We start from the raw sequence: 20227 nt of genomic DNA, 5'->3' as shown, positions 1-20227 counted from the left end.
TCGGGTTAATCTTTCGCCGGCCGACGTCGGCCCACTGCATCGGAGGTCACGATGGCGGCCAGGATCGAGGATTACGCGCTCGTCGGCGATGGCCACACGGCCGCGCTGATCAGCCGGGAGGGCAGCGTCGACTGGCTGTGCTTTCCGCACTTCGACGCCTCCGCCTGCTTCGCCGCGCTGCTCGGCACGCCAGAGCACGGCTTCTGGCGTCTCGCGCCCGTGGCGCAGCACGTCGAGACCAGCCGACGCTACCGCGACGGCACCCTCGTCCTCGAGACCCGCCACGCGACCCGGGAGGGCAAAGTCCTGGTCACCGACTACATGCCGATCTGCGACGGCGCGCACCTGATCCGCCTCGTCGAGGGTGTGCACGGGCGGGTCGCCATGCGGATGGATCTGTCGCTGCGCTTCGACTACGGCTCGGCCGTCCCCTGGGTTTCCCGCAACGAGTGGGGCGACCTGCGCGCCATCTCCGGGCCCCACAAGGTGGTGCTCAGAGCTCAAGCGCCCGTGTGGGGCTCGGACCAGACCACGGTCTCGGAATTCACGGTGCGGGCTGGCGAGACCGTGGCCTTCACCCTGAGTTACGGCGCCTCCCACGAGGAGGATCCCGCACCGGTCGAGCCCCGCAAGGTGCTGGCCGCCACGGATGCGTTCTGGCGCGACTGGTCGCGCCACTGCGCCTGTGGCACGCCCTGGGACGACATCCTGAAGCGCTCGCTCCTGACGCTGAAGGCGCTCATCTACATGCCCACCGGCGGGATCGTGGCCGCGCCGACGACCTCGCTGCCCGAGCAGCTCGGGGGCGTGCGCAACTGGGACTACCGGTTCTGCTGGCTGCGCGACTCGACCTTCACGCTGCTGGCGCTGATGGATGCGGGCTTCGTCGAGGAGGCGCGCGCCTGGCGAGACTGGCTCCTGCGGGCGGTGGCCGGCAACCCCGAGCAGGCCCACATCCTCTACGGCATCGCGGGCGAGCGCCTGCTGCCCGAGATCGAGCTCGACTGGCTGCCGGGCTACGAGGGCTCGAGGCCCGTGCGCGTCGGCAACGCGGCCACGCAGCAGTTCCAGCTCGACGTCTACGGCGAGGTGTTCGACGCGCTCTATCAGGCGCGCCGCCGTGGTCTCGGGAGCGACGCCACGGCTTGGCAAGTGGGTCTCGTCCTCATGGACTTTCTCGCTAAGGCGTGGCGCGAGCCGGACGAGGGCATCTGGGAGGTGCGCGGCGGGCGCAAGCACTTCGTGCACTCGAAGGTGATGGCCTGGGTCGCCTTCGACCGGGCGATCCGCGGCTTCTCGGAGGCCCGCGATGCTCCGGCCGCACCGATCGAGCGTTGGGTCCAGATCCGGGACGAGATCCACCGGGAGGTCTGCCAGAAGGGCTTCGATCCGGAACTCAACAGCTTCGTGCAGTATTACGGCTCGAAGCGCCTCGACGCGAGCCTGCTGCTGATCGCCCATATGGGGTTCCTGCCGCAGGACGATCTCCGCGTCGTCGGCACCGTTGAGGCCATCGGCCGCCACCTCCTGCGCGACGGCTTCGTGCTGCGCTACGACACCGAAGGACAGGCGACGGACGGGTTGCCGGGGGGCGAGGGCGCGTTCCTGCCCTGCAGCTTCTGGTACGCGGACAACCTGATCGGGCTCGGTCGCTGCGACGAGGCCCGGGCGATGATCGAACGCCTGATCGGGGTGTGCAACGACCTCGGGCTGGTTGCGGAAGAGTACGATCAGGTGGAGAAGCGCCTCGTCGGCAATTTCCCGCAGGCCTTCAGCCACGTCGCGCTCGTGAACACGATCCTGAACTTCGCCCAGGCGCAAGGCCCTGCTCAGGAGAGGAGCGAGGGCGGCAGGCCACATCGGCGCAGTTGTGGCTGATGCGCTTCGGGGTCTCAGCCATCCGCCGCATCAGAGGGGCGCCGCGGCACCACCAACGTCGAGGTGAGGACCTGGACGACCTCGACGCGCTGGTTGCGGGTCTCGCTCCGCAGGACGACGATGCCGCGGCCGGGCTTGGATCGGGAGGGGGTGACCTCGGTCACCTCGCTGACGACCTGGAGTTCGTCTCCGGGGCGGGTCGGCCTAGGCCACGAGATCTCCACGCCAGCACCCACGACGCCCCCAACGATCGGCGCGCCGCCGTCGACGAGGAGCCGCATCGTCACCGCGGCCGTGTGCCAGCCGCTCGCCGCGAGGCCAGCCAGCAACGATGCTTCGGCGGCGGCCTCGTCGAGGTGGAACGGCTGCGGGTCGAACTCGGCCGCAAAGCGCTTGATCTGGGCGGCGTCTAGGACGTGCGACCCACTGGTGAAGGTCTGGCCGATCCGCAGATCGTCCAGATAGAAGCGTCGATCCATGGCAGAGCTCACTGTGGTCTCATGCGATTAGCGATGATGTCTACCGAAGTTCGTCAGGCCGAGACGGTCCGTCCGCGTTACCGCGCCTCATACCAATGAATCTGCCGTGCCAGTCGAGGCGCTACGTTACTGCTCCTAACGGGCATGCAACGCCGACGGTCGGCTCGGCCGAGACATAGCAGCGCAACGCAAGACCAGTCGCTTCATCTAGGCGACGTCAGGATGCTGTGTCCGCCCGCGCCGACGTCAATTGCCGCAAGGGCAGCGTCTGCTGCGGAGCGGACCATCGGGATCGGCCGACCATCGGGGCCTTCAGGCGCCTCCCTAGCGCCAACAATTCGTCGTGGGCTCCGTGGCAACCCGAGCCGCATAGGATCGTCACACGTCCTTCGCTGTTGAGGAGTGCGGCGAGCCGGTCGAGGTCCGGATTTGCCGGTATCAACACGGGCGCGGACGGCAGCAGGGGTCGTGTCCCGGCTGGTGGTGTAGCTCGCCGGTAGCGGGAGAGCCCACCTGCGCGCCGTTCACAGCGCTGTAGCAGGCGGGATCTCTCGCGGGGCGGTCATCGGCGGTTGCCGGGTAGGGTCGGGTTGCGAGCACCAACCTCGAACCCGAGAGACCCCCGATGACCGACGAGATGATGGCCCTACGCGGGCTGATGGAGAAGAGCGCGGACGCCGATCTGCTACGAGAGATGATCGGCTTTGCGGCCGAACGGCTGATGGAGCTGGAGGTCGGCGGCCTGACCGGCGCGGCCCACGGCGAGAAGAGCGCCGAGCGGCTGGTCCAACGCAACGGCTACCGTGACCGGGATTGGCAGACGCGTGCCGGCACGGTCGAGCTGCGCATTCCGAAGCTGCGCAAGGGCAGCTACTTTCCGGGCTTCCTGGAGCCGCGACGCATGGCCGAGAAGGCGCTCACGGCTGTGATCCAGGAGGCCTACATCCAGGGCATCTCAACCCGCTCGGTCGATGACCTCGTCCAAGCCATGGGCGGCACAGGCGTGTCGAAGAGCCAGGTCAGCCGGCTCTGCCAGGAGATCGACGAGCGCGTGGGCGTGTTCCTCGACCGGCCGCTCGAGGGCGAGTGGCCCTATCTCTGGATCGATGCGACCTACGTGAAGGTGCGCCAGGACGGACGCATCGTCTCGGTGGCCGTGATCGTGGCGGTCGGCGTGAACACCGACGGCCGTCGCGAGGTGCTGGGCATGGATGTCGGTCCCTCCGAAGCCGAGACGTTCTGGACGGACTTCCTCCGCAAGCTGGCGCGCCGCGGCCTGCGTGGGGTCAAGCTGGTGATCTCGGACGCCCACGAGGGCATCAAGGCGTCGGTGGCCAAGGTCATGAACGCGACCTGGCAGCGCTGCCGCGTGCACTTCATGCGCAACGTCCTTGCTCATGCGGGTCGTTCGGGCCGCCGCGTCGTTTCGGCCTTCATCGCCACGGCATTCGCCCAGGACGACGCCGAGGCGGCCCGGCTCCAATGGCGGCGCGTGGCCGACCAGCTCCGGCCCAAGGTGCCCAAGCTCGCCGCGCTGATGGACGAGGCTGAGCCGGACGTGCTGGCCTACATGGGCTTCCCCGTCCAGCATCGGGTCAAGCTGCACTCCACAAACCCACTGGAACGCCTGAACGGTGAGATCAAACGCCGGACCGAGGTGGTCGGCATCTTCCCCAACGAAGCGGCCATCACGCGCCTTGTGGGCGCGATCCTGCTGGAACAGAACGACGAATGGGCCGTCCAGCGCTCACGCTACATTACCCTGGAAAGCATCGCCCCGATCGGCGATGATCCCCTCGTCAGCCTGCCCACCCTGGCAGCCTGATCCTCCCGGCCCAAGCCGGTAATCGTGGTGACTCTCAGCGAGCTACACCATGCCAGGGGACACGACCGCAGCAGGGCATCGACCCTCGGGTGCGGAGCGTCGGGCGCCTTTTGCAGTGCGACGTCGCCAGGCATGACGATCACCGATACGCCGCGCTTGCCGACCGCCTCTCGGATCGCGATCTCGAGCGAGCGCGGCATCTCATGCGCCGCAGAGACCAACTCGCAATAGTGGCTGCATTCCTTGAACAACATCTCCGGGTGAGTCTCCTGAAAATAGCCGGAGCCGATTTCCGCCGAAGGAATGTGTGCCGTGATGGCGAGCACCGGTACGCGCGAGCGTTGGTAGTCGAAGAGCCCATTGATGAGGTGCAGATTGCCCGGGCCACAACTCCGCGCGCACACCGCGAGATCACTCGTCAGATGCGCCTCGGCCCCGCCGCGAACGCCGCGACTTCCTCATACCTGACATGGATCCACTCGATCTTGCCTTGCCGTCGTATCGCGTTCGTGAGGCCGTTGAGGCTGCCGCCGACGATTCCATAGACGCGCTTGACGCCTGCGGACGCCAAGATCTCCGCAAATTGGTTCGCTACCGTTCGTGACACGAAACTCTCTCCTCATCGTGGATGACTGGTCATTCGACCTGCGGGGCATCGCCGCTCAAATTCGCCACGGAGTTCGGCCGTGCCTTGCGGTGTCAAACATGGTCGGAGATGTCGGGAGGCCCTATCCCCCGGACGGGGGATCGAGATGGGGGAGGATGCGGTAGGAGGCATGCGGTTTCGAACGGAACCGGCGTTATCGATGAGCGTCAGCCAGTCCCAGAATTTGAGCGCGCGACACGGCCTGCGCCCGTCTCTCAACATTAAGCTTGATGTAAATGTGCTTTACATGTGACTTCACTGTTTCGGGGGAGATGGCGAGGTCCCTGGCGATTTCCTTGTTGGATAGGCCGTCAGCGATCAACTTGAGTATGTCCCGCTCACGCCGACTGAGCGCCCCGGCCGTCGGCGAGGGCTGAGACTGCTGGCCCTCCTCAGGCTGATGGCGCGACTTCCAAGCCGCGACTAGGTTTGACACGAAAGACTGGAGCTCGAGAGAGCTGCTCGTCCGCGCGGAGTTCTCCTGAAACGCCAAAAGCAGGGGCCCAACTTCGGCCCCCTCATCCAGAATAGTGCGATAGATGCCCGCCTTTGCGAACACGGCGACGATATGCCCGAAAGCTCCTAGCGCTTCCGCCACTTGCTCCGCTCTAAATTTCATGGTCGCAACACGCATCTCCACCCGGAGCGCGAAGTGACGATTTTGGACGATCTCCAGATCGCGCTGCAGCGCGGCTAAAATTGATATAGCGTCGTCAAAGCGTCGCTGCGCCGAGGCAGTGTAAGCGCGCCCTAGGGCTACATATCGATGGATATCCGACCAGGCGCAATTGGTTGGGGCGGGATATTTTGCTGCAAGGTATTCGAGACGACTGAGATGCTCGACGCCTTCAGCGATTCGTTCCTCTCGAAGGCATAAACGCGTCCGTTCCAGCGCCGCTGCCGCGCTCAGGCGTGCCCAGCCGCGCGTATTGCCGAGGTTCTCTGCCTTCTCCAGTAAAATGTGGGCTGATTCCAAGTTCATCCTGTGCACGGCGATCTTCACCATGACAGAGTAGGCGCTCAGAACGCAGTCCAACATTGCACCAGCATTGATGAGCGGAATGCGGTCAATCAGCATGGATTCCGCTTCGTCCAGCCGACCCTGCTCGTAGCGAATGCCGGCGAGCAGGCTTACTGGTAATGCCGCTGCGACCGAGTTTGGACCCACATGCTGTTCAGCAAGCCGCAGGGCATAGACGTAATAGCGTTCGGCAGGAGTAATGCGAAGCTGCTGAATTTCTGCCAGCCCTTGAATACAACGATAATAAACTGAAGCAAATAGATTCCTCTTGTCTTCATCGAGTGAGAAAGGAATCCAGGGCGTAGCGTAGAATTCCTTCAGATTACCCCGCTTCAAATGCCCAAAGCGAACAACATTCGATGCAACATTTGCGCACCATGGATCGGCTGATCGGCTGAGGCAGTCTTGTGCGATGGATAGCGCCGGCTCGCTGTCGTCCTTCAGTGCGAGCGCGACCGAGCGAATCGCGTCACACTCACAACGAAATGCTCCTCCATCTTGCGTCAGATTTGCGTCGATATCTCGCTCTACTTCGTTCAGCCGGTCGAGCGTCTCGTCGTACCGGATGGCGAGAGCTAATCCCCAGGCGACCGCCAGTCCGACCTCCGGCTGGCCACGCACGAGCCCGGACGGGAATAGCCGTTGCCAGCCCAGCAAGGTGAAAAGATCACCCTGTTTGACCAGAGGCATAGCGCAATTCTTGATCCAGCTTAGCGCTCGGACAGCATCGCCCGCCGCGAGCGCGTGCTGGACGGCGTCCGTCCACATTTCCTGGGAGGCGTACCAGAGAGACGCACGTTGATGCAGCCCAGGAACCTCGTTGCCAAGCTCCGACTCCAACCTCTGGCGCAAATACCCCGCAAGGAGTGGATGGTAGCGAAACCAATGGCCTTCGTGATCGCAAGGCGTGAGTAGTAGCTGACGTTGCTCAATCGACCTAAGCCATTCCTGGCCGGAATTCGCGCCAGTCACAACCTTGCATAGCGGCACGCACAGCCGATCGAGTATCGCCGCACGAAGCATAAACTGAACCATGTCGCGAGGAAGGCCATCGAGCAGTTCCCCGAGATAGGCACCAATGGAGCGCTGGATGCCCGAGAGATCGCGCACATACTGCGCGAAATCCTGGTTTAACTGGACCGACGTGGACGTCACGATCCGCAGGGCGGCCGGCCAGCCATCCGTCTTGTCACGCAAAAGTTTCACATCCGACGGGCCGAGCGTGCCCGGACCCTCGGCCTCGACAAATTCTCGGATTTCATCGAGATCAAATCGCAAGGCGGGGACATCGATTTCCAGCACCAGGTTCTGGGCGCGCAGCGATGCGAGAGGCAACGGCGGTTCGGTTCGCGTGGTTAGGACGACGTGGCAATTGGACGGGGCGTGCCGCAGAAAAAACGCCAGCGCCTGATGGATCTCCTGGTTGCTGATCCAGTGGTAATCCTCTAACAGCAAGAATACTTCGTCGTTTACATCTAGCAATTCATTTATCAAGGTTGACAATATCGCTCGCGGGTCGATGAGGAAGCTTTCCTGAATCAGGTCAATCGCCGCTATACCTACCTTCTCGCACGATCGTCGTAGAGCGTGACATACATAGAATATAAAAGTCGCGGGATCGTCATCATTAGGATCGACAGTTAGCCATGCGACTGCATTTCCGCTCTTTTGCAATTCCTGCAGCCAAGTCACAGCCAGCGAGGTCTTCCCAAACCCCGCTGGAGCTTTGATAACCGCGAGACGCTTTTCGGAAAGCTGAGAGGCCGCAGCAAGGAGCCGTGGCCGTGCGATCAGCCCCCGGCATCGCGGTGGAACGACCTTGGTCGCAAGGAAATGTAGCCGATTCCCGCATGGGATCGTACCTTTAAGAGGGGTTGGCTCGCTCTCCGAGCCTGTTGAAGCCGGCTCTGTCAACGGCGCGTTCCCCCGGAAACCATCGCTCGATCCCCCATCTGGGGGATCGAGCCTCGATTGCAGACTATACCGCTTGGACCAGCCCAGGAGAAAGTGAAGGCAGGTCCGGATCAGCCTCCACCATCAAGGACACACACTTCAATCGAACCCAGGTGACGAGATCGCATTGCCCGCTTGCGATACGCCCGCGCAATGCGGCGCAGCATCACCTCGTTGCAACGGTCTGGGGGATGCTTTCTGCTAACGGCCCATCCACGACGCCGACGGCTGCCTGCTTGCCCGCGGTCCCTTTGCATCCCCTTCCGTCGTCCCCCGTTCGGGGGATCGCGTGATAACTCGAATGGCACGACCTTTACGCGGGAGTGGAACGACGGCGCTGGCCAGGGTGTGACCTGACCCCGAGAGCCTGACCATTAACCCGTGGATCCAGCTCGCTGGACAATGCGGCAGGAGAAGTTCCGCCATGAGTGAACGAGTGACCGACTTACTGGTCGAGAGGTTGCAGGTAGCCGGCGTGAAGACGTGCTACGGGATGTCGGCGATATGCTGAACCAGATTGCTGACGCCATCGACCGCAGCGAGATCGACGGCCCTGCCGCAAACTTTTTCCGAGCGGTGTGCGAGCTGCGCGAGAACGTAGTCGAGGACGTAGTACAGCCTAAGTTTTGGTTGTCGGTTTGGATTTCAGACGGTGGAAATTCTATCTCTGGTCGAGCCGATGCAGGTTCAGCGAAGCGCAACCCGCTTACGAACCGTGCGCGAAAAAACTTTGCGACAGGCTCTGGTGCCGACCATTCGCCTGTGAACCATTCGTCAGCGGGAGGGGGTCACGGCCTTGTCGCGCAACGTGCGAGGGTGCGAAGCACTCGCTAAGGCGGTCACGAAGACGAACAAGCTACGCTGGAAAACGAACGAGCTCGAGGGCAGCCCGCGTTGTCGCCTGACACCGATCAGCCTAGGCCACTAGAGCCGTTACCGACCTAATTGCACCAGGTTGGTGGTCCTAAATCTTTGTTTTGTCCCGATTTATTGCAAATAACCTGCATCCACTTCGTCGGAGAGCGCACTAACGGCAAACACGTTTATACCTAATAAAGTTAAAAATGCCGTTTTAACTGCAAGAGGGCCGGATGCAGGAGTCTCCGATCTCTGACCAACAAGCGCTGCCTGCGTCGGGTCAGTATAACCGCCGACCGAGTGTCCAGCAGAGGTATCCTCCGGCGAATCAGGCCGTCGCCAAACGGACGATCTCGCAGCTGATGGCCCTTTTATTGGCGGTGGTCATCTTCCTGGTCGACGTGCTGACCTCCATCAAAGGGGGGATCGCTGTCCTGTACGTCGTGGTGATCCTGATCGCCGGGAGAACCGTCCGGCGCTCCGGCGTGACCCTGACAGCAACCGGCTGCATGGCCCTGACGGTTGCGGCCTATCTACCGCAGCATGGACTGTTCCAAGACGATTCGGCCCTGCTGCGGGCATCCGTGAGCCTCGCGGCTATTGTCACCAGCACGGCACTCACCCTGCGCAACCAGGCCGCCGCCGAGAGGCTCACCGAGCAGGCCCACCTCCTCGACCTGACGCACGACTCGATCTTCGTGCGCGACCTCAGCGACATCGTCACCTTCTGGAACCGGGGTGCCGAGGAACTCTACGGATGGAGCCGGGACGAGGCCGTAGGCCGGTACGTTCATGCTCTGCTGCGGACCGTCTTCCCCGTCGACCTGGAGGCGATCCAGGCGGAGCTGATCCGCACCGGGCGTTGGGAGGGAGAACTCGTCCAGACCGTGTGCTCGGGCCGGACCGTCACGGTCGAGAGCCGATGGGCCCTGCGGCGCGACACCCGCGGCGAGCCGGTCTCGGTCCTGGAGACCAACACCGACATCAGCGAGCGCAAGCGGGCGCACGCGGCCCTCGTGGAAAGCGAGCGGCGCTACCGGACGATCTTCGACACGACCCGCGTCTCGATCCTGCAGCAGGATTGGATGCCCGTGAAGGCGGCCCTCGATGCCCTCGCGAACGAGACGGCCGACCTCGAGGCCTACCTCGCAGACCACCCCGATTTCGTCGCCCGGATGCGGCGCAGCGTGACAATCGTCGACGTCAATGCCATGACGCGGAGCCTAATTGGTGCCAGCGTCAAAGCACAAGCGCTGGGAACCCTTGACGATCTCCTGCGCGAGGATGAGCCGACCTTTCTGAAATCCCTCCTGGCGCTGGCCCGGGGCGAGACCTTCTTCGAGGGCGAGACGCAGATCCGGGCGCTCACGGGCGCGAGCGTCCCGATCCTGTTCGGCATCACCTTCCCGGAGCACGCCGAGGAGTTCGGCTGCGTGCTGGTCTTCGCCGTCGACATCACCGAGCGCAAGGAGGCGCAGGAGGTCCTGCTGGCGGTGCAGGCGGAGCTCGCCCATGCCGCCCGCGTCTCCACGCTCGGCGAGCTCACCGCCTCCATCGCCCACGAGGTGAACCAGCCGCTGGCCGCCATCGTGACCAGTGGCGAGGCGGCTCTGCGCTGGCTCCGGCGCCCGGTGCCGGACCTCGAGGAGGCCGAGGACGCGGTGACGCGCGTCGTCCAGAACGGCACGCGGGCGAGCGAGATCGTCGCGCGCATCCGCACGTTCCTGACCAAGGCACCGCCGCGCCCGGACTGGCTCGACCTCACCGAGATGATCGACGAGGCCATCGTCCTGATCGAGCGCGAGATCCTGCGCCACGGCGTCGTCCTGCGCCGGGAGTTCGAGGCGGGCCTACCGCCGGTCTGCGGCGATCGCGTGCAACTGCAGCAGGTCGTCATCAACCTGATGGTTAACGCCGTCCAGGCCATGGCGGAGACGCACGACCGCCCGCGTCTCCTCGTCGTCCGGGCCCAGGCCCAAGGTGCGGGCGAGGGTGCGGGCAAGGGCGAGGCTGTGCGGGTAAGCGTGAGCGACAGTGGCCCCGGACTCGCCCCGGAGGCGCGTGCACGCGTGTTCCAGCCCTTCTTCACCACGAAGAACGAGGGGATGGGGATGGGCCTCGCGATCTGCCGCACGAGCGTGGAGGCCCATGGCGGACGGCTCTGGGCCTCGGAGCAGCCGGGCCCGGGCGCCGCCTTCCACTTCACCGTACCGGTCAGCGCCGAGAGGGTGGGATGATCCGCAGCACTGCCGGCGAGCCAACCTCCCTGCCGGGCCCCGCGTCAGCCCCGCGCTCGATGGTCTTCGTCGTCGACGATCCCGGCATCCGCGAAGCGCTGGCGGGTCTGTTCCGCTCCGTCGACCTCGCCGCCGCGACCTTCGCCTCGGTCGCCGAGTTCCTGCAGAGCCCGCGCCCCGACGGGCTGGGCTGCCTCGTCGTCGACGTGCGCCTGCCGGGCCTCAGCGGGCTCGATTTTCAGGCCCAGATGGCGGAGCTTGGCCTCCACCTGCCGATCACGTGTCAACAGAGCCACCACGGAGCGCACCCTGGACGACCACCGCGAGAAAGGCTTGTCGTTCAGCTACATCCGCCGCCTGCGCGAGTTCGCCGCCCGCTGCGACCAGCGTATCCGCCAGGATATTAGCTGCGTTACTGGCACGCTGCTGCACGGCTGGCACAGCTCAAAGAAGGACCGATAGTACATCAGCCGTAAGGACGTGCTGATCGAGAGCAAGTTCGATCCCGACGTGGGCATTACGCTCAACGTGAACGGCCTGCCCACGCTGACCACGGATAACCGCCTGCTTCGGGACGGCCTGCGCCGCTATCTGTCCCAGCGCTTCGAGGACAAGAACACACTCTGATGAGGCTCCGCATGCGCGTCCTGATCTGCGGGGGCCGGCGCTTCCACCTCGGCGCATCAGCCTGGGCGGCGCTCGACCAGCTCCACGAAGGCCAGGAGCCAGTCCCGCACCGTCTGCAAGCCAACCACGCCGGTCCGGGCGGCGTCCGGGCGTGTGCCGCCCTCGTAGATCTGTACCAGAGCGAGCAAACGCCGCCTCTGGCCTGCGTCTCGGCTGCCTCCCGCCAGCCGCCGCAGATCGTCGGCTGTGAAGTCCTCTCGAAGTGGCACGGCAGCGGACATGACGAACCCTCCCGGTGCGCCGCATCGAACCAGATCCGCCGCCGACTGCGAAACCCCATTAGTCCCACTCGGCGCCCGTTGGTATAATCCTTCGTATAATCCCGCGAAACGTTTATTTCATTTCTCTCTACTCAGGTTCAATAGACCGACCCACCTTGACCAACCTATCCTGGCGGCAGCTAAGATCTCTGTGAGAAAGGCTGAAGACCATGTGGATGGCGTCACCAAGCACTAAGCCTCGGTCAGTCATTCTTTCGAGAAGTCAGAGAAGCTTCCAGAGCGTCACGGGTTGCATCTAAAGAGCTAGCCCTCCCGACTTTCGCAGTACCCCAAAGCAGAGCACCCATGCCCACGCTCGCGGACTTCGCAAGGGTGGCCCAATCAGCATGCAGCGAACCGCCTGAGGGGGTGAGATCGCTTACAGCTTACAGGTTAGAACGCCATGATCGTGAAAATCGCAGCTCCATTCATGCTCGCCACTTGCCTAGTGGCACCGGCGCTGGCGCAATCCGGGCCAATGGCCCATCGGCCGGCGCTGCTCCTACACGGCAACTACTGCGGACCCGGGAACAACGCCCCGCTCCCACCTATCGACGCGCTCGATGCCGCCTGCGCCCGCCACGATGCCTGTACACCTGATGGCGCCCTCCCTTCGAAGGCATGCAACCTGGGCCTGCAACGGGATGCAGAGCTGATCTCCCGCGATTCGAGGCAACCTGACGACCTACGTGCGCTAGCTGGCCTCGTCTCCGCCGGCGCTTCCCTCATGCCGTTCGATCCAGATCTGCCGTCTCGTCTCGCGGCACCGGCGCCCCGGCACCATCGGTGGGTTGAGCCCGCTCCGCAGCATTCCGGGTTCTACCCGGCTGGTGCGGTTGGTCTGGACCGAGCGGGAGAGGAATGAGCCGAATGTGGCAGCCGATCCCGTTGGGAGATCGCTTTCTCGGCGCTCATCACCCCGTCGTCGGTAAGGTGATGAGAGCGTCCGGTTCCATGCCCTCTGTGCCATGCAGCACGAGCTTCGCCCTATGCTGCAGAGCAGCAGCCATATTGCCTCTTCGCTGTTTCTCTCCTCACGGATCCGATTGGCCCTGCTGCGTTACGGATCCGCGCAAATAAGAGCTACGGCAGGATAGGAGTAGATCATGACCTTTGACGACACGAGTCTTGCTTCCCCTGGGATCCAGCCCAGCACGAATCCGCAGGACGCACCTCGACACTCCTCTCTCGACCAAACGAACCATACGACGAAGCCCATCTCGCTGGCTCTCCAGGGCGGCGGATCCTTTGGCGCGTTCACGTGGGGGGTGCTGGACCGGTTCCTGGATGAGGACATCGGCTTTGATGCTGTGAGTGGGGCCAGCGCCGGCGCGATGAACGCCGTCGTGCTTGCCTCAGGGTTGGCGCGGGGCGGAGCAGTCGAAGCACGCGCCAGCCTGGAACGATTCTGGCGCAAGGTCAGCGAAGCGGGCTCCCGGAGCAAGTTGCTCTCAGCCAACCCCGTCCTGACTACCATGGCGGCACAGCTCTCGCCCTACCAGTTCAACCCCTTCGGCCTGAACCCTCTGCGTTCCATTCTCAGCGAGGAGGCCGACCTTGAAGCAGTGCGGACGAGCTCGCCTGTGCGCCTGTTGCTGGGGGCGACCCGAGTCCGTGATGGCGAGCTTCGGATCTTCGAGAATGCGGAGCTGACCTACGATGTGGTGCTCGCGTCGGCCTGTCTGCCCCACCTGCATCAGGCGATCTTGATCGACGGTGAGGCGCATTGGGATGGTGGATATGCGGCCAATCCTCCTCTCCTGCCGCTTGTGACCGCCACATGCGCCTCCGAGCTGCTTGTGGTGCAGATCATCCCGGCAAGCCACAGTGAGCTGCCGACCAGCTCGACGGAGATCGACATGCGTTTGGACCAGATCACCTTCAGTAACTCACTGCAGAAGGATCTTGAGGCTCTGTCGATGATGAGCCAGCTCTGCCGGGAGAGCGACATCCGAAACTCGCCGCTTGGCCGCAAGCTGCAGGGTGTTAAGCTGCACCGTATCGCAGCTGAGGACCATGTTGAGGGCCTGAGCGGGCACAGCTTCAAGAACACGGATTGGTCGTTTCTTGTGCGCCTCCGGGATCGGGGGCGCGCCGCAGCGGAGGCTTGGCTTGCAACCCGAGTCGAGCAGCAGACTGGACACCTCCAAAAACCCCTCTGGAGTGTGCCCCTATCGGTAGACAGTCTCAGGCGAAGGTTTTGACCCGCTGCCGGGCGTGTTATTCCTCGAAATGCACGGGGCTTAGATAGCCGAGCGCGGAGTGCCGCCTTCCGGTGTTGTAGATCTCCTCGATGAAGCGCGGAAGATCAGCAGCAACATCGGCGAAGCTTTCGTACTCGGTCAGATACGCCGCTTCGACCTTGAGTGTCTTCATGAAGCTCTGGCCTTGGCGTTGATGCTCCTATAATCGTCAAGCGGGAGCAGCGCCTGCTACGCAGCCCGGAGACGACCGGAGATGAGTGTAGATCTCGCGGGCGACGAACCGCTTGAGGCAGCGGATGACCTCGCGCTTTGTCAGTCCCTCGGCGAGACGCTTGCTGAGGTAGGCGAGGGTCGGCGGATGGCTGCGCAGGCGTACGATCACGACACGGTAAAGGGCGGCATTGGCCTGCCGATTGCCGCCGTGGTTTAGCCGATGCCGGTTCGGCTTCCCGCTGAGAGTGCGGCCGCAAGCAGGAGAGCGGTGTCGGGACAGGTGGCGACGTGACCCTCGAGGATGGCTACCGGCGTCCGGACCTTCGGCCCTTCAGCCTCGAAGCTCGCCGGGGGAAGCGCGTAGCTGATCTTCAGGCCGGTCACGGCTGACCAGATGGCGGGGGCGAGCTCTCAGACGCGGGTTCGCGACTTCGCCTCGTAGCCGTCGATGCCGTCCTTCTTGCGGGCGCGCCGCAGGACGTCGAAGGCCGCCTTCAAGATCCTGTCGACGGCCGGATCGTTGGGCATCACGAAGGCGGCCAAGAGCTCGGACATGCGCGACGCTCTGACGAAGCTGATCCCGCTTGGCCGCCTTGGACGCCCGGAGGAGGTCGCCGCGGCGGCCTTGTTCCTCGCCAGCGACGAGAGCAGCTTCGTGACCGGTACCGAGTTGTGCGTGGATGACGGCATGGCGCAGGTGTAGTCGGCCGCCGTGAGCTCAGGAGGCTGAAGGAAACCTACGAGAAGCCGAGCACCCGTGACACGACGGATGGCGAAAGGGGAGGGCCCCCGAAGGAGAGGCTCACTTCTCCCGGTCGATATACCTTGGCGAGAACCTCCAACGGCTCTCCATCGAGGTCGCACCGCAAAGCCGCGTCCGGGGTGTAGTTGATGATCAACCCGAGGGCCCGGCCAAAGAACATGACTGCTCGCCCTCCGCCTGTTCGAGCCATGGACTTCTCGGGAAGGGCGTCGACCGCCTGCTGGACGTAGGTGAGGGGAGGGCGGGACAGGTCGAACGGGATCATGAGCCATCGTCCAGCGCCACCCGTGAGGCCGCAGAATGTGATCTGTGTGGGGACGGTGTGCTCCGTCTGAATCACAGCGTGTGGGTGGAAACTGGCCCGCCAGGCAGCCTCTTCCGCCTCTCGTGCAAGGCGACGCTCTTCCTCCGCCTCTAACTCCCACTGGGCGAAAAGCCGCTCCGTGTCTGCAACGGCCAGCAGAACCACGGCTGCAGGGACTTCGAGAGCCTCGGGCAGACGCCACAAAGCGAAGCGGCTCTTAGCACTGAGTGGTAGGCCGTTGCACAAGGCATGCACGCGGCCCGCAGCCTTAGCCGAGTTCGTGTAACCGAGGCGGCGGCCCAGCGCCTCTTCGGTCAGGCCTAGCTCCCGCATCCGCTTCTGAATGAGGTCTGCAAGCGGTGTGTAACCGGACATGAGCGCCTCCATTCCTGTTCGTTCTGGAAGGCTGGCGCTTCCGGCTACTCTTGCTGACGTTTGTCAGCCGCATCCCACTGCCGTGGAACCACCTTGCCGCCGAAGGGCAGGTTGGGGAGAGGCCAGCTCTCGTCGTGATGCTCAGGAAAGTATGCAGGCGGTTAGCGGCTGGGTCAAGGTTGTAGCCGCTGCTCGCCGTCGGTCTGGGTGTTCCGTCTAATCAGAACAACTTGGGGTGCTGAGCAGGACAGTGGATCGACTTACCGATAGGAGCCCAACCTCGCTGCGCTCGGTGCCATCGCCACTACGTGGCTCGGCTGTTCTGCGATGCAGTTATCTTCGTGAGGACGATATACGATGCCGGTTTTTCGGATGATCTACCGCCCTACTTTCGGCATTGTCTCACCGGTTGAGAGCCCGTTCTTCTCTGCTCAGATTGATCGCATGCAACAGCTCACAACCACGGGTAGGGAGGTCGCCACCCCACCGAAGAGGTGTGAGCGAAAAAACGTGTAACGATATTCCCTATATAGAAGAAGACAGGAAAAACGTTACAAGAATTCTGCTCGCATTTTCCCACCTGGGGGAGGGCGACTCTCCTGCCCATGGTTGTGCCCGAAATCGGCTCTCGCACCTGGCCATGACCCGATTAATATGGCCACGATCGACCTCCAAAGCCACGTCATTGACCGCCCGAAACCCTTTGAACTTCCGGCAACCCACTCGCCCGCAGGACGATCTCTTTCACCGTTCCCTTCCAGGTCAAACTCAAAGTAGATCGTGCCTGTTGCTGGCTCGGTGGACCGCATTGCACCAGGTGCGATTTTCACCGAGCCAACGTTCGAAGACGAATGGAGCAGGTCCTGGGCAGGTCTATTTCCCAATGCGATGGAGCGGCCGTCCGCCGATACCGAGGCAAACGACGATGACGATTTCGTCCGGCCTAGGAGCATCCGAGATCGCAATCTCGATCGCATCCATATGATCGAAATCCCAGATGTTGTCCTTATTCGTCATCGGCATGGTGATTGCAGAGCCGGGCGCCCCAACCTTCTTGGTTCCAGGTATGATGTCCTTGCCGCTTCCCACGGCTGCCCGGACCGGTGCTCCAAAGCGGGGATGTAGGAGCGCAGCTGAGTGCTCGATCTCGCCTGCTGTCCCGACGATTGCACCCTTGCCGTAGCTCTGGACCTCATCCGCCTGGACGCCGAGAACGGCCACGCCGCGCTCGGCAAGGATTTTGCTCGCCTCCGCGCCTAGGTCATAGAGAGGTGACAGATCCTCCACGTACTTGCCGGCGTACGGATTTTTGATGACGCCCGCGATGGCGACCTTGCGGCTCGCCGGTTCCACGGGCTTGCCATTCTCGATCAGTGTTTCTTCAATCTGCGTAACGATCTTGCGCAACTCAAGCAATGACATCAGTCTTCCTCTCAGCAACGACGAACTCGACTACTTCTGGGCGGAGCTGGTTTGGGCAGTAGCGATCAGTGGGCACTCGCTCTCGGAGAGCGGGCGAAAAGCTTGATCTGCCGGAACGGTTGCACGCAGCTTGTAGTAGTCCCACGGAGCCTTCGACTCAGACGGCTTCTTGACTTCGAAGAGATACATGTTGTGCAGCTTCCGGCCGTCCGCGCGGACACTTCCCTTGCCGAACAGCGGATCGTCGGTGGGAAGCGCCTTCATGGCGTCCACCACCTTGAGGCCATCGTGCGGGTCTGCACTGGCGGCGGCTGCCTTGAGATAATGCAGGGTGGCCGAATAGACCCCGGCCTGAACCATCGTCGGCTGCGTTCCGCGCATCTGCGCGGAGAAGCGCTTTGCGAAGGAGCGGGTCCCGTCGTTGAAGTCCCAGTAGAACGGCGACGTAAGGATCAATCCCTGCGCGATCTGCAGGCCAATCGAATGGATATCGGTGACATAGATCAGAAGCCCGGCCAAGTTCTGACCGCCCGCCACGATCCCAAACTCGGATGCTTGCTTGATCGAGTTCGTCGTGTCGCCACCCGAATTGGCAAGTCCAACGATCTGCGCCTTCGAAGCCTGTGCCTGGAGAAGGAAGGACGAGAAATCCGCGCTGCCCAAGGGCACTCGCACAGTACCGATGACAGTACCGCCGCTCTCCTTGACGACGGAGGCTGTATCCCGCTCAAGTGCTTGGCCGAAGGCGTAGTCCGCGGTGAGGAAGAACCAGGTTTTGCCTCCGGTCTCGACGACCGCCTTGCCTGTGCTGTGGGCCAGAGCCCAGGTATCGTTGGTCCAGTGGATTGTGTTCGGCGAGCAGGCCTTTCCGGTCAGATCCGAAGTCGCCGGGCCTGACGCCAGCGCGACCTTGTTCTTGTCGCGCGTGATCTGACTCACCGCCAGGGCTGCCGCCGAATTCGTCAGGTCGGTAATCATGTCGACACCTTCCACGTCGTACCATTTGCGAGCGGTACCGGCAGCGATATCGGCCTTGTTTTGGTGATCGGCGGAAACGATTTCGACTTTCCAGCCGGCAGCCTTAAGTCCCGAGTCCTCTACTGCCAATTGTGCGGCGATGACGGATCCAGGGCCGCCCATATCGGCATACGGACCGGACTGATCGTTCAGAACGCCGATTTTGATTGACTTGGCGTTCTGCGCGTCAGCAACGTTCGACACTGTGAAGGCCAGCGTTGCTGCGAGCAACATCTTTGCGATGCGCATGTTTCTCTCCCATTATTGCGATGGCTTATCTTTTTTCTGGATGTATTGGTGTGTCGAGATTTGACGCTCATCCTCGCAAAAATTGAATGACAGCGGAGTAATCTCGGCCTCGACCGCCGTTCTCGACAAAACGGTCGAAGATATCGCGGGCCGCGGCCCCGAGCGGGGTCGCCGCCCGACTCGCTTCCGCGACTTCCTGTGACAAGCGCAGGTCCTTGAGCATCAACTCGGACGCAAAGCCAGGCGTATAGCCGCGGTTCGACGAAGCCGTGGGCACAGGACCGGGCACGGGACAATGGGTCGTTAGAGCGTAACACTGACCCGAGGAGGACGAAGCAACGTCGAACAGCGCCTGGTGTGAGAGTCCGACCTGCTCGGCGAGGTTGAAGGCTTCGCTGACCGCGATCATTGTCACGCCGAGGATCATGTTGTTGCAGATCTTAGCTGCTTGACCGTTCCCGGCGGCTCCGCAATGAACGATCCGGCGGCCCATTTGGGCCAGCAGCGAACGACCGGCCTCGAAACTGGCCTCGTCACCGCCAACCATGAAGGTGAGGGTGCCGGCCACCGCCCCTTCGGTACCTCCGGAAACTGGCGCGTCGAGGGAGAGCAGACCCGCCGCTCGGGCACAATCATGTGCCCCGCGCGCGCTGTTCACATCGATCGTCGACGAGTCGATGATCAGAGCACCTTTTCGCGCCGCGGGAACGGCACGAGCCCAGACCGATCGGACGAGGTCGCCATTCGGCAACATCGTCATAATGACGTCGGCGTCTCCAATCGCAGCCTCGACGGTGTCTGCGATGTGGATGCCTTTACCGGCAGCCGTGGTGCAGACTTCCTGCGCCACATCGTAGCCGAAGACGGCATGGCCGGACTTCACGAGGTTGGCGGCCATCGGGCCGCCCATGTTGCCGAGTCCAATGAAAGCGACACGTGCCATAGTCGACCTACCGCATTGTGGGGATTGAGAACTCGGCGCCGCTCTTGATGCCGGACGGCCAGCGCGAGGTCACGGTCTTGGTCTTGGTGTAGAAGCGGATCGCGTCCGGCCCGTGCTGATTGAGGTCGCCGAAACCCGAGCGCTTCCAGCCGCCGAAGGTGTGGTAGGCGATCGGCACCGGGATCGGCACGTTGACGCCGACCATCCCGACATTGACGCGCGCGGTGAAGTCGCGCGCCGCGTCGCCGTCCTGGGTGAAGATCGCGACGCCGTTGCCGTATTGGTGGGTCGAGGGCAGCGCCAGGGCCTCCTCGTAATCCTTAGCCCGCACCACCGAGAGCACGGGGCCGAAGATCTCCTCCTTGTAGATCGTCATGTCCGGGCGGACGCGGTCGAACAGCGAGCCGCCCATGTAGAAGCCGTTCTCGTAGCCCTGGAGCTTGAAGTCGCGCCCGTCGACGGCCAGTTCCGCGCCCTCGCGCAGCCCCGTGTCGATGTAGCCGCGCACGCGCTCCACCGCCTCGCGCGTGACGAGGGGCCCGTAATCGGCCGACCCATCATGCGAGGGGCCGATCTTGAGGGACTCGACCCGCGGGATCAGGCGCTCCATCAGCCGGTCGGCGGTGGCCTCGCCCACCGGCACCGCCACCGAGATCGCCATGCAGCGCTCGCCTGCCGAGCCGTAGCCGGCGCCGATCAGGGCATCGACCGCCTGGCCCATATCCGCATCCGGCATCACGATCATGTGGTTCTTGGCGCCGCCGAAGCACTGGGCGCGCTTCCCCGTCTGCGCCGAGCGCACGTAGATGTACTCGGCGATGTGAGATGAGCCGACGAAGCCCACCGCGCGGATGTCCTCGTCGTCGAGGATCGCGTCGACGGCCTCCTTGTCG

At 63.3% G+C, this 20227-nt stretch carries 15 protein-coding genes and 5 pseudogenes; 8 read left to right on the top strand and 12 right to left on the bottom strand.

All coding sequences use genetic code 11. The annotated features are described in order from the left end of the window. The first annotated feature begins 51 nt into the window (after positions 1–51). Complete coding sequence (locus tag F6X53_RS03845; RefSeq protein ID WP_150997428.1) at positions 52–1878, top strand: glycoside hydrolase family 15 protein; 1827 nt, start codon at positions 52–54, stop codon at positions 1876–1878. A 14-nt stretch (positions 1879–1892) separates the two neighbouring features. Here F6X53_RS03845 and F6X53_RS03840 read toward each other — a convergent pair whose 3' ends face one another. Next, positions 1893–2357 carry a MaoC/PaaZ C-terminal domain-containing protein gene (locus F6X53_RS03840; protein WP_191970679.1) on the bottom strand — a complete coding sequence of 155 codons (465 nt, stop codon included), beginning with the start codon at positions 2355–2357 and terminating at the stop codon, positions 1893–1895. Positions 2358–2982: 625 nt separating this feature from the next. Here F6X53_RS03840 and F6X53_RS03835 point away from each other — a divergent pair. Next, on the top strand, positions 2983–4182 hold the full coding sequence (locus tag F6X53_RS03835; RefSeq protein ID WP_150997423.1) for an IS256 family transposase: 1200 nt from the start codon (positions 2983–2985) through the stop codon (positions 4180–4182). 56 nt (positions 4183–4238) lie between these two features. Here F6X53_RS03835 and F6X53_RS03830 read toward each other — a convergent pair. Together F6X53_RS03830 and F6X53_RS33595 are read right to left on the bottom strand one after the other, a co-directional pair. Beyond that, positions 4239–4789: pseudogene (locus F6X53_RS03830) on the bottom strand (thiamine pyrophosphate-binding protein); the annotation flags it as partial. A 193-nt stretch (positions 4790–4982) separates the two neighbouring features. Next, positions 4983–7541 carry a winged helix-turn-helix domain-containing protein gene (locus tag F6X53_RS33595; protein ID WP_280525992.1) on the bottom strand — a complete coding sequence of 853 codons (2559 nt, stop codon included), beginning with the start codon at positions 7539–7541 and terminating at the stop codon, positions 4983–4985. A gap of 1481 nt (positions 7542–9022) precedes the next feature. Between F6X53_RS33595 and F6X53_RS03820 the strand changes: the two genes are divergently transcribed. The 4 genes and pseudogenes from F6X53_RS03820 to F6X53_RS32095 all read left to right on the top strand — a co-directional run bounded on the left by F6X53_RS03820 (position 9023) and on the right by F6X53_RS32095 (position 11524). Continuing rightward, a complete protein-coding gene (locus F6X53_RS03820; RefSeq protein WP_238297299.1) occupies positions 9023–10897 on the top strand; it encodes a PAS domain-containing sensor histidine kinase in 1875 nt (624 codons plus the stop codon). Continuing rightward, positions 10894–11118, top strand: a pseudogene (locus F6X53_RS33025) (DNA-binding response regulator); the annotation flags it as partial. The gene F6X53_RS03820 and the pseudogene F6X53_RS33025, both read left to right, overlap by 4 nt. 112 nt (positions 11119–11230) lie before the next feature. Then, positions 11231–11359 carry a hypothetical protein gene (locus F6X53_RS33590; RefSeq protein WP_280525997.1) on the top strand — a complete coding sequence of 43 codons (129 nt, stop codon included), beginning with the start codon at positions 11231–11233 and terminating at the stop codon, positions 11357–11359. Between the two features lie 18 nt (positions 11360–11377). Beyond that, positions 11378–11524, top strand: coding sequence for a hypothetical protein (locus F6X53_RS32095; protein WP_191970678.1), 147 nt, complete (start codon positions 11378–11380; stop codon positions 11522–11524). Between the two features lie 86 nt (positions 11525–11610). On the opposite strand, the pseudogene F6X53_RS03810 reads toward F6X53_RS32095, so the two are convergent. Then, positions 11611–11805: pseudogene (locus F6X53_RS03810) on the bottom strand (IS630 family transposase); the annotation flags it as partial. Positions 11806–12950: 1145 nt separating this feature from the next. Between F6X53_RS03810 and F6X53_RS03800 the strand changes: the two are divergent. Continuing rightward, a complete protein-coding gene (locus tag F6X53_RS03800) occupies positions 12951–14048 on the top strand; it encodes a patatin-like phospholipase family protein (RefSeq protein WP_150997418.1) in 1098 nt (365 codons plus the stop codon). Between the two features lie 16 nt (positions 14049–14064). Here F6X53_RS03800 and F6X53_RS03795 read toward each other — a convergent pair whose 3' ends face one another. From F6X53_RS03795 to F6X53_RS32885, 3 genes and pseudogenes are all read right to left on the bottom strand, one after another. Further along, positions 14065–14220: an integrase core domain-containing protein gene (locus F6X53_RS03795; RefSeq protein WP_150997416.1), complete on the bottom strand. Its 156-nt coding sequence runs from the start codon at positions 14218–14220 to the stop codon at positions 14065–14067. 36 nt (positions 14221–14256) lie between these two features. Then, a pseudogene (locus F6X53_RS33015) lies at positions 14257–14502 on the bottom strand (hypothetical protein); the annotation flags it as partial. 170 nt (positions 14503–14672) lie between these two features. Next, positions 14673–14816 carry a hypothetical protein gene (locus F6X53_RS32885; RefSeq protein WP_210386374.1) on the bottom strand — a complete coding sequence of 48 codons (144 nt, stop codon included), beginning with the start codon at positions 14814–14816 and terminating at the stop codon, positions 14673–14675. A 1-nt stretch (position 14817) separates the two neighbouring features. Here F6X53_RS32885 and F6X53_RS03780 point away from each other — a divergent pair. After that, positions 14818–14964, top strand: a pseudogene (locus F6X53_RS03780) (SDR family oxidoreductase); the annotation flags it as partial. 34 nt (positions 14965–14998) lie between these two features. On the opposite strand, the gene F6X53_RS03775 reads toward F6X53_RS03780, so the two are convergent. The 5 genes from F6X53_RS03775 to F6X53_RS03755 form a co-directional block, all read right to left on the bottom strand. Beyond that, positions 14999–15703, bottom strand: coding sequence for a hypothetical protein (locus F6X53_RS03775; RefSeq protein WP_150997414.1), 705 nt, complete (start codon positions 15701–15703; stop codon positions 14999–15001). 873 nt (positions 15704–16576) lie between these two features. Continuing rightward, on the bottom strand, positions 16577–17125 hold the full coding sequence (locus F6X53_RS03770) for an amino acid synthesis family protein (RefSeq protein WP_150997412.1): 549 nt from the start codon (positions 17123–17125) through the stop codon (positions 16577–16579). A 30-nt stretch (positions 17126–17155) separates the two neighbouring features. Next, on the bottom strand, positions 17156–18391 hold the full coding sequence (locus F6X53_RS03765; protein ID WP_150997410.1) for an ABC transporter substrate-binding protein: 1236 nt from the start codon (positions 18389–18391) through the stop codon (positions 17156–17158). Positions 18392–18458: 67 nt separating this feature from the next. Beyond that, positions 18459–19334: a 3-hydroxyisobutyrate dehydrogenase gene (mmsB, locus tag F6X53_RS03760; RefSeq protein WP_150997408.1), complete on the bottom strand. Its 876-nt coding sequence runs from the start codon at positions 19332–19334 to the stop codon at positions 18459–18461. A gap of 7 nt (positions 19335–19341) precedes the next feature. Then, a partial coding sequence (locus F6X53_RS03755; protein WP_150997406.1) for an aldehyde dehydrogenase family protein occupies positions 19342–20227 on the bottom strand: 886 nt, incomplete at its 5' end.

The organism is Methylobacterium soli (assembly GCF_008806385.1).
In the GTDB taxonomy this organism is placed as follows: domain Bacteria; phylum Pseudomonadota; class Alphaproteobacteria; order Rhizobiales; family Beijerinckiaceae; genus Methylobacterium; species Methylobacterium soli.
This window is presented reverse-complemented; position numbering and strand designations above follow the sequence as displayed.